12 protein-coding genes are annotated in these 12763 nt (G+C 59.4%); 2 read left to right on the top strand and 10 right to left on the bottom strand.

From position 1 onward, the window contains the following. Positions 1-7 precede the first annotated feature (7 nt). On the bottom strand, positions 8-1276 hold the full coding sequence (locus tag H4317_RS15605) for a tetratricopeptide repeat protein (RefSeq protein ID WP_185887496.1): 1269 nt from the start codon (positions 1274-1276) through the stop codon (positions 8-10). A 7-nt stretch (positions 1277-1283) separates the two neighbouring features. Beyond that, entirely contained in the window at positions 1284-2660 is a 1377-nt protein-coding gene (locus H4317_RS15600) for an ATP-binding protein (RefSeq protein ID WP_185887495.1), read from the bottom strand. Positions 2661-2841: 181 nt separating this feature from the next. Between H4317_RS15600 and H4317_RS15595 the strand changes: the two genes are divergently transcribed. Together H4317_RS15595 and H4317_RS15590 are read left to right on the top strand one after the other, a co-directional pair. Further along, entirely contained in the window at positions 2842-4677 is a 1836-nt protein-coding gene (locus H4317_RS15595; RefSeq protein ID WP_185887494.1) for a polysaccharide deacetylase family protein, read from the top strand. A 238-nt stretch (positions 4678-4915) separates the two neighbouring features. Then, positions 4916-6295: an ammonium transporter gene (locus H4317_RS15590; RefSeq protein WP_260625698.1), complete on the top strand. Its 1380-nt coding sequence runs from the start codon at positions 4916-4918 to the stop codon at positions 6293-6295. 127 nt (positions 6296-6422) lie between these two features. Here H4317_RS15590 and H4317_RS15585 read toward each other — a convergent pair whose 3' ends face one another. The 8 genes from H4317_RS15585 to H4317_RS15550 all read right to left on the bottom strand — a co-directional run bounded on the left by H4317_RS15585 (position 6423) and on the right by H4317_RS15550 (position 12639). Further along, complete coding sequence (locus H4317_RS15585; protein ID WP_185887493.1) at positions 6423-7217, bottom strand: ZIP family metal transporter; 795 nt, start codon at positions 7215-7217, stop codon at positions 6423-6425. 23 nt (positions 7218-7240) lie between these two features. Next, positions 7241-7513, bottom strand: a complete 273-nt coding sequence (locus tag H4317_RS15580; RefSeq protein ID WP_185887492.1) for a DUF167 domain-containing protein — start codon at positions 7511-7513, stop codon at positions 7241-7243. Between the two features lie 2 nt (positions 7514-7515). After that, a complete protein-coding gene (locus H4317_RS15575) occupies positions 7516-7716 on the bottom strand; it encodes a hypothetical protein (protein ID WP_185887491.1) in 201 nt (66 codons plus the stop codon). Between the two features lie 142 nt (positions 7717-7858). After that, complete coding sequence (locus H4317_RS15570; protein ID WP_260625697.1) at positions 7859-8590, bottom strand: endonuclease III domain-containing protein; 732 nt, start codon at positions 8588-8590, stop codon at positions 7859-7861. A 176-nt stretch (positions 8591-8766) separates the two neighbouring features. Further along, positions 8767-9369 (bottom strand): hypothetical protein, encoded by a 603-nt coding sequence (locus tag H4317_RS15565; RefSeq protein ID WP_185887490.1) that lies wholly within the window; start codon positions 9367-9369, stop codon positions 8767-8769. A 235-nt stretch (positions 9370-9604) separates the two neighbouring features. Continuing rightward, a complete protein-coding gene (locus H4317_RS15560; RefSeq protein ID WP_185887489.1) occupies positions 9605-10522 on the bottom strand; it encodes a hypothetical protein in 918 nt (305 codons plus the stop codon). Between the two features lie 121 nt (positions 10523-10643). Continuing rightward, on the bottom strand, positions 10644-11054 hold the full coding sequence (locus H4317_RS15555; protein WP_221899169.1) for a response regulator: 411 nt from the start codon (positions 11052-11054) through the stop codon (positions 10644-10646). Positions 11055-11118: 64 nt separating this feature from the next. Continuing rightward, a complete protein-coding gene (locus tag H4317_RS15550; protein ID WP_185887487.1) occupies positions 11119-12639 on the bottom strand; it encodes a sensor histidine kinase in 1521 nt (506 codons plus the stop codon). Between the last annotated feature and the right edge of the window lie 124 nt (positions 12640-12763).

Raw genomic sequence — 12763 nt, 5'->3', positions numbered from 1 at the left:
TCAGCGGCTACTGCGCCGCCGCCCGGGCCCGGCGAAAAGCCAGAAACCCAACCCAACTGGTTAGTCCCAGTACCCCCAGCGGTCCATAGGGCCAGGTAGCCGGCCAGCTCACACACGCAATACTGACGGCCAGCGCCAGCACGGCTACCAGCACCTTTCCCAGGGGCGGCTTTTCGGGTAAAGGTTGCTCGGAGGCTTGTTTGAAAGCGGCCCAAATAGCCATGGCCACCGCTGTGAGCCCGCCCGTGAGGCCCGGCCCCAGGCTACTTTCCGGCACCCCCAGCCACACCACCAACCAGAAAACGACCGTGAGCCAAGCCAGTAGCAACAGCGTGAAAGCGGCCACCGGCCCATACCGCCAGAACGTTTGCTGGGCGTACGGAAGCGCTTGGTCGGGACGGTTGCGGAGGCGCCGCACCTGCGGGTGCAGCCGCCAGTACGCGGCCTCAAACCCCATGAACAGCAAAAGTGGGATGCACAGCAGGCTCAGCGGAATCAGAATCAGCAGAAAGTGGCCCCACGCTTTCAGCTTGCCCTGTTTGGTGCCTTCCGAAATGAATGTTAGGTAGTCGTCCAGCCACACGGCCGCCCGACCAACCCAGAGCTGGCGGCGGATTGCCTGACTGGCGCCTTGCAGGGCCGTGGCATCGGAGGGGGCCAGGCGCAGCACCTCCTGAAAATGGGCTTGGGCGGCTGCATAGTGCTTTTGCCGCATTGCCTCACGCCCCAGCAGCTGGTGCGCTTTAGGCAGGTTAGGATGCGCCGCTACCAACTGCTGCAGCACCGGCGCCAAGTCTGGCCAGCGCTGCAACTCGTGTAGCGCATCTGCAAGGGCTATCAGGCAGCCGGCGTGGGCCGGATTGTGGGCGAGGCCCCGCGCGGCAACTTGCTGCGCCGCAGCTGGCTGGTTTTGGTGTAAATATAGCTGCGCCTGAGCTGCTTGGTATTTGGGATTAAGAGGCTGCAAGCGGAGGGCTTCCTGTAGCGCACTCGCCCGGGCAGGCCATTGCCCAGCCTGGTCTTCCACCAGAAACAGCACGTAAAATGCCTCACTGGCGGCCGGATTCAGGGCCAATGCCTGCTGCGCCGTTTCCCGCGCCGTTTCCAGCTGGTTCTGTTGGTACAAGGCAAAGCTGAGCAAGATGTGCGCAACTGCATCCTGCGGATTGCGCATCAGTTGCTGCCGAACCAGCTGCTCGGCTTGCTCGGGCCGGTGTATGTCCAGCAGATTCTGTACTGCGCTTTGCCACCGCGCTGCCGGCGTATCGGGCCTCATAGCGCCGTTATTTTTTGATGCCGAGGTAAGTCAGGATGTCGTCGTAGGTGCCGCCTTCGTTGGAGTACAGCGCGTAATTTTTGGCCGTGGCAAACCACTCCTTGGTGCTGGGGCGCACCTGCTTGGCGGCGGCCAGCAAGTGGCTCTGCTGCACCGGCAGCGGCTTGCCGCCTTTCATTGATTCGCGCAGGCAGGCTTCCACAGCCGTATCCACCACGGCTTGCAGGTCGGCGCCGGAGAGGCCGGCAGTTTGAGCGGCCAGGGCCGGCAGGTTGAGGTTATCGGCCACGGGTTTGTTGCGCAACAGCACTTCCAGAATAGCCACGCGGGCGGGCTCATCGGGGGGCGTTACCAGCACAATCCGGTCGAAGCGGCCGGGCCGGCGGAAGGCGGGGTCGAGGTGCCAGGGCGCGTTGGTGGCGGCGAGAATCAGCACGCCGTCGTTGGAGCTGCGGGCGCCGTCCAGCTCCTCCAGAAACTGGTTGATGAGGGTGCGGCCGGCACTCTGGCGCAGGTCGTGGCGGTTGGCGGCCAAGGCATCCACTTCGTCGAAAAACAGCACGCAGGGCGCCTGCACGCGGGCCAGCTCGAATAGCTCGTGGAGCTTCTTCTCGCTCTGGCCCATCCACATGTCCAGAATGTCGTTGATGCCCACGTGGATGAACGAGGCTTTCACCTCGCCGGCCGTGGCGCGGGCCAAGTAGGTTTTGCCGCAGCCGGGCGGGCCATACAGTAGCAGCCCGCCGCCCGCGGCCTTGCCATAGGCTTTGTACAGGTCGGGAAATTGCAGCGGATGAATCATCTTGAGGCTGATTTCCTCTTTCACTGCCTCCATGCCGCCCACGTCCTGAAACGTAATCTTCGGTTTTTCTAGGCCTGCAAACAACGCTCGTTCATCTAGTCCCTGGTCCGAGACGTGGGTGGCGTTGTAGTCGGCGGGGGCGCCACCACCGGCGGGCTGGGCGGCCGGGCGCAACCCCAGTTGCTCATCCAGGGCGGTGTCGCGGAGGCTGCTGTCCAACTGCAGGGCTTGCTGGTAGGCGGCGCGAGCCTCGTCGGGCGGGCCGCCTGCGCGGGCCAGCACCCGGGCGTGCAGCAGGTGGGCGCGGGCATGGTCGGGGTGAGCACGCAGCACTTCCTCCAGCACTACCAGCGCCGCCGAAGTTTTCTGCAGCGCCGCATAGGTTTCGGCCAGACCCAGCTGCAATTCCTCATCATCGGGAGCCTGGCGCAGGCCCAGGCGGTAGTGTTCTTCCGCTTCAGCTAGGCGGCCAGCTTGGCGCAGCAGGCCGGCTACGTGGCGGCGCAGGGGCACGTTTTCGGGCGAAAACTTCAGCGCGTCGAGTAAAGGTTGTAAGTCGGAAGGATTGGGTAGAGCCGCCATAAAGCACACGTAGTAGGATGGCTGCAAGCTACAGGTTTGCAGCCAATCGGCGCAGCAGAATAGGTGTTGGCTGTGCCTGAATACGGATTTCCGCCCTTAAGCAGCCGTGCTGCTTGCCCGGCTCAGGAGGCACCTGCGGGGCTTCGTATCTTTGGCCCTTCACTCGTTTGCCCTGTTCCCCATGCGTATTCTGCACGTGCTGTCTGCCAACTTTTTCGCCGGTTCGGTGAGCTACGCCGTGCACCTAGCGGAAGCGCACCGCACCCAGGGCCACGAGGTATGGCTGCTTTCCGATGCTGCCACGCTACCCACCGGCGCCCACGTTGAGCAGCTACCCATCAGTAACCGGCGTCACCCGCAGCGGCTGCGCAACATCCGGCGCATCCGGCAACTGGTGAAACAGCAGCAGATTGAGGTGGTGCATGCCCACTCGCGCGCTGCCAGCTGGGTGGCCTATTTCGCGCTGCGGGGCCTGAAGGTGCCGCTTGTGAGCACCGTGCACGGCCGCCAGCACCTGCATACCAGCACCAGCCTCTTCGACATCTACGGCGACAAGGTCGTTGCCATCTGCGCCAACCTGCGCACGCATCTGGCGGAAGAGGTGAAGATGCAGCCCGATAAAATCGTGCTGCTTCCCAACGGCGTCGCTTTTGGTGAAGACGCTCGTGGCCGTTCTGTTCCTTCTGAGCTTCGACTGTCATTTATTGGCCGCTTCAACGGCGGCAAAGGCGAGCGGGCAGCGGCGCTATTGCAGCACGTGTTTCCTGTGTTGCTGGCGGACTTGCCATCATTGCGCGTCAGCTTGATTGGTGGTGAGCTGGAACACCTGCCGGCCGCTGGTAAAACTGCTTTAGCTGAGTTGCAGCAGCAGTTTGGTAGTCGTGTGGAGGTTGTTGGCTTTACCGATGACGTACCGGGCTGGCTGCACCGCTCCACCCTGGTAATAGGAGCAGGGCGGGTAGCTATTGAGGCGCTGGGAGCCGGTGTGCCCGTACTGGCCCTGGGCGAAGCCGGCAGTGAAGGCATAGTTACAGGCGAAACATACATTCAGGCCGCTGCTTCTAACTTTGGCGACATTTCGGCGCTGCTGGCCTCTACAACCGTGGACTACGATGCGCTGCTGGCGCAGGTGCAGACGTTTCTGCAGGCGCCACAACCCGTGGAAGAAGTGTTGGTCCAGCGCGTGCGGGCCGACTATAACCTGGTGCGCATCAGCAGCGAGGTGCTGGCTTTATACCGTTCGGCGGTAATGAAAAAGCGAGTCCCCGGCTTCATTCCGGTGCTCATGTACCATAAGATTCCCGTGGAGCCGCTGCAAACCAAGCACCGCATCTTCGTTACGAAGGACCGGTTTGCGGAGCACCTGCGCTTCTTCCAGCAGCAGCGCTTCACGCCCATCACCTTCCTCGATTACCTGGCTTTTGCCAACGGCGAAAAGAACTTGGCCGACTTTCCGGCCCGGCCACTCATCCTCACCTTCGACGACGGCTACCTCGACAACTACACCAACCTATTGCCCCTGATGCAGCAATATGGCTACCGCGGTGTGCTGTACCTGCTCGGCAACCCGGCTATTCGCTACAACTACTGGGATGTGGAAACCGACCCCACCGAGCCACGCTGCGAAATCATGGACGAAGCGCAGAAGCGGGCCTTCGTGGCGGCAGGCTGGGAAATTGGTGCGCATACCATGAGCCATGCCCGCCTGCCCGAACTGCCGCTGCCCGACGCTGCCCGTGAGATACGGGAAAGCAAAACGGCGCTGGAAAAGAGCCTGGAAACACAAATCGTTTCCTTCGCTTACCCCTACGGTGCTCTGACAGAAGCTCACAAGCAGCAGGTGCATGAGGCCGGCTTTGCATTCGGGGTGGCCACCGACACGGGTGGCTTGCGTATCGAGGACGACCGGTTTCAGGTGTTTCGGGTGAACATATTCCCGGAGGAAACGCCTGCTACGCTGCGTAAAAAAACGTCTTCGTGGTACCGGCAATACTACCGCTGGAAGCGCGGTAAGTAGTCTTTCCCATTTCTTTTCGGTCCATGACCCGAGCCAGCAGATTTGTGGATGGCTCGGGTCACTGCGTTTGTACAGAAAAAAGGTGTTGTTTGCTATAGAGCTGTATAAACGGAAGTAGTTTGCTTATGAATTATCGTTTTTTTGATGAAGTGGCCTAAAAAATTAGGGTAACATTAACTTATCTATTCATTTTATTTTTACTTTGGTATTGAAATCAATACCCTGCTGCTCTATGCCGATGACCTATCCTGCCAACAAGCTCACTAGCCTGAGCATGTTCACCCTGGTGTCAGTGGTGGTGCTGGCTTGCGTTGCAGCTTTTATAGAAGTTCCACACCCTGCAGCCGAGGCCGGCTCGCTTAACGCGGCCGACGTGGCCTGGATGCTTACCGCCACCGCCTTTGTGCTCATCATGACGCCGGGTCTGTCGTTCTTCTATGGTGGTATGGTCCGGCCCAAGAACGTTATCAGCACGATGCTGCAGAGCTTCGTGGCTATGGGCGTGATTACGCTGGTATTCTACTTCGTGGGTTTCTCCCTGGCCTACGGTGACTCCTGGCACGGACTGATTGGCAACCCCCTCACGTTTGCCATGCTGCGCAACGTGGGCACAGCGCCCAATCCGGCGTTTGCGGCCAGTATTCCATTTGTGCTTTACTTCGCATTCCAACTAAAATTCGCCGTTATCACGCCGGCTCTGATCACGGGTTCCTTTGCCGAACGGGTCCGTTTCAAAGGCTATCTGGCGTTTATGGTGCTGTTCAGCCTGTTCATCTATAGCCCGCTGGCTCACTGGACCTGGCACCCTGAAGGCTTCCTGCGCAAATGGGGCGTACTTGACTTTGCCGGCGGCACGGTCGTGCATATTTCGGCAGGTATTGCCGCGCTGGCTGGGGCTATGGTACTGGGCCGGCGGTCAACTCACGTGCGCAAAACGGTGTTTTCTACGCCCAATGTGCCTTTCGTGCTGCTTGGTACCGGTTTGTTGTGGTTTGGCTGGTTTGGTTTCAATGCCGGTTCTTCTTTGGGAGCCAACGACGTAGCAGCGTTGGCTTTCGTGAATACCACGCTGGCTTCGGGGGCGGCTCTCACGGCTTGGCTGCTAGTAGAAACAGTGCACGGTGGCAAACCTACCGCGCTGGGCGCCTGCATCGGGGCGGTGGTCGGTCTGGTGGCTATTACGCCGGCCGCGGGCTTCGTGCAGTATGGGCACAGCGTGTTTATCGGCGTTATTTCGTCACTGATCAGCTATGGAGCAGTGCACTGGAAAAACAACCGTACTACCATTGATGATACGCTGGACGTGTTTCCTTGCCACGGGCTGGGTGGCATCGTGGGCATGCTGCTCACGGGTGTCTTCGCCGATAAAGTCGGTCTGATTCATGGCACGGCCACCGTGTTCGGCTACCACGTGCTGGGTCTGCTGATTGTGGTGAGCTACTCATTTGTAGGCTCGTGGCTGCTGCTGAAGCTGACGGACCGCGTGTTCGGGCTGCGGGTGAAGCTGCAGGAAGAAGAACTGGGCCTCGATCTGAGCCAGCACGAAGAGTCCACCTACCATGTAGATGAAGAATTTGAGCGTACCTACCGCCGCGAACTGGTGGAGGAAAACGCCTAGGTACCATTCGGGCAGCACCATTTCTGCAAATCTGGCACTGCTCTGGATGCGTTTGGGGGGAAGGGGAGAGAAAAAGCCGTCAGGGGGGAATCTGACGGCTTTTTCATGTTTAAAGGGTAGGTGTGTTTTACCCCATTTTGCTCAAAAAGAAGGAAACCAGAAAGCCCAACACCGTAATCAGCCCCGTGAAGTTGTGCGCCACTTCGAAGGCCTCCGGAATCATGGTATCGGCAATCATGGCCAGTACCGCACCCGCCGATACGGCCATAGTCGCGGCCACTACCTCGTTGGAGAAGTGGCTGAATACCGTGTAGCCCAGCAGCGACGCCGCGCCCGAAACCAGTGCAATGCCGGCCCAGAGCAGCAGCACATAGTGCGCCGGCCGCCCCGCCTTGCGCATACCAGAGGCGCTGGATAGGCCTTCGGGTAGATTGGAAAGGAAAATGGCCACTACTGCTACCATGCTCACGGCTCCGCCGGCCAGCATGCTCAGTCCAATTACAATGCTTTCTGGAATGCCATCCAACAGTGCCCCGATGGCCAAGGCCAGCCCATTGTCGTCGCCGGCCTCGTTGCCTTCGGTCTGGCCCTGCTGTACGGCGTTTCGCTCTTGGCTTTGGTGGTGGCCCGAGCGTTTGCGGTGCTTGGCACCATGCCGGGCCAGCATCCAGTTGGCCAGTGTGAAAGCCGCTGCACCACCCACAAACCCCAGCGCCGTGGCCGTAAAACCGCCTTTGTGGTAGGCTTCTTCCATTAGCTCCAGCGAGAGGGTCGAAATCAGGACACCACTACCGAATGCCATAACAGCCGCAATAAGCCGCTGCGGCACCTTGGCATAGTAGCCGATGGCCGCACCCAGCAGCAAGGCAGAACCCGAAACTAGGCCCCAGAATCCGGCTTGCGCCCAAGTAGGAAAAGTCATTAGTATACAGAAAAGGGCCTGTTTTAGGAGGCCACGAAAGGAGCCAGCGCCACCCGCAGTTGCTCCTCCGAAATACCGGCCAGCTCTACTTTCTTAAATGGCGCAGTGTGGCCGCTAAGCAGCGTAAGATGGGATTTGGGCAGCTGAAACACCTCGGCCAGGTAGGCCAGCAGACAGGCATTAGCCTTGCCATCCTGCGCCGGCGCGTGTAGGCGCACGGTTATGGTGCCATCAGAGGCTACCTGCAGGGCATTCTGGCGGGCATTAGGCTTGGCTTTGAGGTGCAATACGGCCACAGCTAGGCCGGGTCGTTGTAGGCGTCATACACGTTCCAGGCCCAGATAACAAAGGGCACTACGATGGTCCAGGCCAGCAAAAAGCCGAGTACGCCGCCCACTGCCCAGATCAGGAAGGCCTTCAGAATCTGACCTTTGATGAGCTGCCCCAGGCCGGGAATAAAAAAGGAAAGCAGAGCGGGTACGCCGTAGGTTGGTTTCATTGTTTGGTGATGAAGTGATGGGGTAAATGGTGATGGGGTGATGAGGTAAATGGTGACAGGTGACAAGATAGAGGTAATAGGTGATGGGGTAAGTGATAACAAGACCTGTCACGAGTTACCTATCACCATTTACCCCATCACCTCAAGCCTGCACCCTCGCCTGCCCAAATGGGCATTGGTCGAGCACGACGCAGCGGCCACAGGCGGGCGTATGGAAGTAGCAGCATTTCTGGCCATGAAACATGAAAGCCTCGTGGTGGTCGTAGACCTGCTGAGCATCCCAACCGGGCGGCAGCAATGCTTCTAGCAATTTGTGCGCTGCTGCCTCGCCCACCTTCGGCCCAATGAGGCCCAGCCGCTGCGCCACGCGGTGATGGTGGCTATCCACGGGCATAGCCGGAATGCGCAGCGTGCTGAAGAGCAGCACCGCCGCGCTGGTTTTGGGTCCCACGCCCGAAATGGTTTCCAGCCAAGATCGTGCTTCTGCTATAGGCATATCGGCCAGAAACAGCAGGTTGCAGGGGCCGGCACAGCGCTCCGTTATTTCGCGCAGCACGGCCTGCAGGCGGGGCGCTTTCTGCTCGGGCCAGGTGCACGCGCTGATGGCTTCCTGCACCTGCTCCGTAGGGGCGTCGCGCACTTGTTCCCAATCCGGAAAGCGGGTCCGCAGCTGCTGGTAGGCGCGGTGCGAGTCCTGGTTGCGGGTGCGGTGCGAGAGCAGCGCGCTGATTAACTCACTGAGCGGGTCTTTGGTGCTAAAAAACGGAAATGGCGCGCCGTACTCGGCGCACAGGCGCGCGTGTACCAGCAGCGGCTTTTGGTGGCGGGCTTCGAAGTCGGCGGGAGCAGAGGCGGGGAACAGAGAGGGTTTCACTTCGCTGCTTACGAAGCAGCGGAAGCGCAGGTTAATAGCAGAGTGTTGCACCGGCCAAAAGCCTGTTCACAGGATCAGATGGGTAACCTCCGTGTTGGGCATGCTAAGGCTATATCTACCAAAAAGCGCGGTTCCTGGGTAGAAACCGCGCCTTTAAGCAGCTGTATCGGCCGGAATTACGGGCGCGTCTTGCGGAGCAGCCGAATACGGAATTGTCCTTCGGTAATGTTCTTGGTTTGGTTGTTCCGGTTTTTAAACGAGCCCCGGAAAGTACCGACCAGCATATCATTGGTTTTACTTAGCAACTTGACCGTCATGCCATCAGCGGTAGAGGCCACGTACACGTTGGGGTCCGGGTTTTGGTTCGGTAGCTGGCTAGGGGTATAGTCGGAGAATGTAACGGAGGAAATTACCGGCAGATTACTTGTCGTGAGCTCCAGTGGCAGAGTCGCGGCGTCGAGGTCGAGGCCGTTGATCATCACCGTGAAACGACGGCAGTTTCCGCCGGTATTCTCCATGCGGAAAATATCGACCTGCCGCAGCTGCATAGTATTGGCCACACTAAAGTTCTGATAGCCATTGTAGAGTGTGTCGTTCGCACCAGCGAACTGAAATTTGGCGGTGCAGTCGTAGAACTGGCCATCAACCTTGGCGCTGACGAACTCATCGGTACGCGAAACCGTGTCATACGGGTCGGGGGTAGGCTCGGAGCCGCTGGAGCCGCAGGAACTCAGGCACAACAGAGCTAAGCTTGCTGCCGAAAGCAAAAGAGTGCGCATAAATAGAAAATTAAAAGATTGAAACTAGCTCCGCCGAAGAACTGCAGCCGAAAACCTGCGCTTACAGGGATTGAGCGGTAGCGAAAGGCTGCATTAATATAGGATCTTTCTGATACAATAGTGAAACGTACTGGAAATTTCCTCCTGCTGGCGGGCTGTCTTCAACGTCAGCAGGAGTGGCAGGGCAGTACCCGCAGTCACATCAACTGTTGTTCCGCTCACTCTGCTATTACAGCTATTGCCCGCGGTTGTAGAGGCTGATGGCCTGCCGGACGTTGTTCTGGCTTTTGCCGCCCAGCACCAGCGGCACCATCAGAAACGGCAGGCTGGCATACACGAGCGGCGAAATGGAAGGGCCGCTGCTATTGGGATTCAGCGACGACACCAGCCCGGCCACCAGCAGGCCCCCGGCCGCCACGTAGCTGACGGTGGTGTAGGTCTGGTACTGGCGGGCCTGCAGCAGCAGATTGGTGGCCGTGGGGTTGTCGGCGGTAGCCAAGGAGAGGTTGCGCAGGTTCAGGTCCTCGATGGGGCCGTTGTCTTTGCTGAAATACTCGGTTTTGGTGGTGCGGTACATCGGGCCGCCGTAGCCGCCATAGGGGTAGCCCCCAAAGCCGCCGTAGCGCCCGTAGCCGCCGTACGGCCCAAACCCGCCCATGCCGTTGCCGGCGTATTGCGTGCTCGTGATGGAGTAGAGGCTGATGCGGCCTACTTTGTCGCGGCGCAGCGTGGTTTCGCGGGCCGAGCGGCCGGGCAGCGTGGTACGCACATAGAAGCCGGTTTCGTCCTCGTAGTAGCGCACCTGGTCCAGCTCGAAGCGCTGTTCATCCACCAGCAGGTAGGGCCGCCCGATGAATGGCTGTTTCATCAGCACGTCGTAGCCCTTATACACCTGGCCGTTTTTGAGGCCCACGGCATAGCGGGTGGTGTTGGCGGGCGGCAGCGTAGCGCGCTGCTGTTGCTGGCGGCGCACCGAATCGGGTACTACGGGCGGGGCGGCCAGCTGCCGAGGCGCGGCGCGGCGGGCCGTGTCGGCGGGGGTAGGGGTGGGCAGGGTGCTGAGCTGCCGGGGCGCGTCCTGGGCCTGGGTAGCGGCCGGCAGTGCCACGCTGAGGCTGGCCGTCAGCAACAAAACAGAGCGGTTTACTAGCATCGGGAGAGGGAATACAGGGAGTAGAAGTGCAGCTAACGCTAGCGACCTAAAAAAGCATAGCCAGCCAGCAGCACAAAATAAATCAGCCAACAGTTAGTTCCCGGGCAGCCGGCTGGCAGCGCTATTTCAGCAGCTTCTCCAGCAGGCTCATGCTGTCTACCATGTCGGGGCTGGTTTCGAAGTCCAGGGGCTTGATGATGTAGCCGCTCACGCCCAGGTTCTGGGCATTCAGCCGGTCTACGTCCATGGCAGAAGTGGTGATGATGAACACCGGAATGTCGGCCAGTTCGGGGTCTTTGCGGATTTCGGCCAGAAACTCGTGCCCGTTCATCTTGGGCATGTTCAGGTCCAGCAGAATCACTTCAGGCAGCGGCCGGATGGCTTCTGCGCCGTTCTGGCCGCGCAGCAGGTCCAGCGCTTCCAAGCCATTGAAAGCGGAATACAGCTGGTGCTGCACACTGAATTTCTCAAACGACTTCTTCACCGTCATCGTGTCAAAAAAATCGTCTTCAACAAGCAATACAGAGCGCATAAGCGGGAACAATAAGTGAGGTGGAAAGATACACATTGTGCGGCCCTGCTGCGGCCGAACTGGGCTACAACGTAGCGGCGGGCAGCTCCGGCACAGCCGCTTTAGGCCAGGTGAAGACGAATGCCGCACCCTGGCCAGCCGCCGAATCTACGTGGATGCTGCCTTTCTTCTCATCAATTATCTTCTTGACGATGCTGAGGCCGATGCCGGTGCTTTCGGCGGTGTTCCGGTCGCGCAGCGTCTGAAAGATGAGGAAGATTTTCTCGTGGTACTCCGGCGCAATGCCCGGCCCATCGTCCTGCACCCGAAACTCGTAGCAGCGGCCGATATCCTGGCAGCTAACCGTGATGGTGCCGGTGGCTTTGTCGTGGTATTTGGCGGCGTTGCTCATCAGGTTCGTGAACACCTGCTGCAGGCTAAGGCGGTCTGTCACGAAAGTGGGCATCGTAGTCGGAATTTCCACGTGGAAGGCCGGCGGCACCACCAGCTCGGCTACTTCCCGCACCAGCTGCTCCACCCGCACTTCTTCCAGCTTCTGTTCAGTACGCCCCACACGGGCGTAGGCCAAGATGCCATTGATGAGGTCTTCGAGGCGGATCAGGCGGCCCTTCATCATGTCCAGGTACTGGCGCATCTGGGTGCTGAGCTCATGGGGCAGCTCATCTTCAATCCATTTCAATACGGTCAGGACGCCGCGTACGGGGGCTTTCAGGTCGTGGGAAGCTACATAGGCAAACTGATCCAACTCCTTGTTGCGGTTTTGCAGGGCCGCGAAGGTTTCTTCCAGGGTCTGGGTCATGTGGTTGAGCGACGTGGCTAGGTTGCCGAGGCTGTCCTGCTGCGCGCCGCTGCTGATTTTGACGCTATAGTCGCCCTGCACCACTCGTTCGGCCAGTTGCTCAATGATGGTGATACGACGCGCCGTGTCTTGGTTCACCTGGGCTAGCTCCTGCTGCAGCCGTTCGTTGGCCTGCAGCTCCCGCGTAATCTTTGAGAACAGCCATAGCACAATCAGGATGGCCAGCACCGCCGACCCCACAATAGCAATGGGCGTGGTATTCTCATAGAAATCCTGATTCAGGCTTCGCTCCCGCAACAGCACGGTTTCGGTGGCGGTAATATCACTGACTACTTTCCGTAGCTTCTCTAGCGTCGTCTGGTCGGCCAGCAACAGGTCACGGGCCGCATAGGGCGTAGGGCGTACGAGGCTCCATTTTTGCAGCACCTGCTTCTCATGCGCTACCAGCTGGCGCAGCGTATCCAGGCGGTCCTGCTGCACTGGGTTGTCGCGGGTGAGCAGCTGCAGCGAGTCGAAATCGTGGCTGGTTCCTTCCAGATTAGTTCTGTACTCCGCCAGCCGGGTGGTATCAGCCAGCAGCAAATAGCCCCGCACGGCCGTTTGGGCATCGCGCACTTTGGTGCGCAACTGCGACGTATACTGTAATACCTGATACGTGTGCTCTACCTGGCGGGTGTAAAACGCAAGCTGTTGAATGCTGCGGTAGGCAAGCAGCGACGTAAGCAGCAGCACCGCCAGAGCAATAATAAACCCGAGCAGAATCTTGGTATTGAGTTGTAAGCGCATCAGAATAGGGAGCGGAACAGGGAGCGGAACAGGGAGTGTGGGCGCTTACGCGCTTACAAGGATAACAGTTGAGGCTTCAAACAAGCGTGTATTCCTGCGAGGGGCAGGCGTATCTTTGGGGCCA

This window comes from Hymenobacter sediminicola (genome assembly GCF_014250515.1).
In the GTDB taxonomy this organism is placed as follows: Bacteria; Bacteroidota; Bacteroidia; order Cytophagales; family Hymenobacteraceae; genus Hymenobacter; species Hymenobacter sediminicola.
Note: the sequence above shows the minus strand (reverse complement) of the source record. Positions and strands in the feature narration are given on the sequence as shown.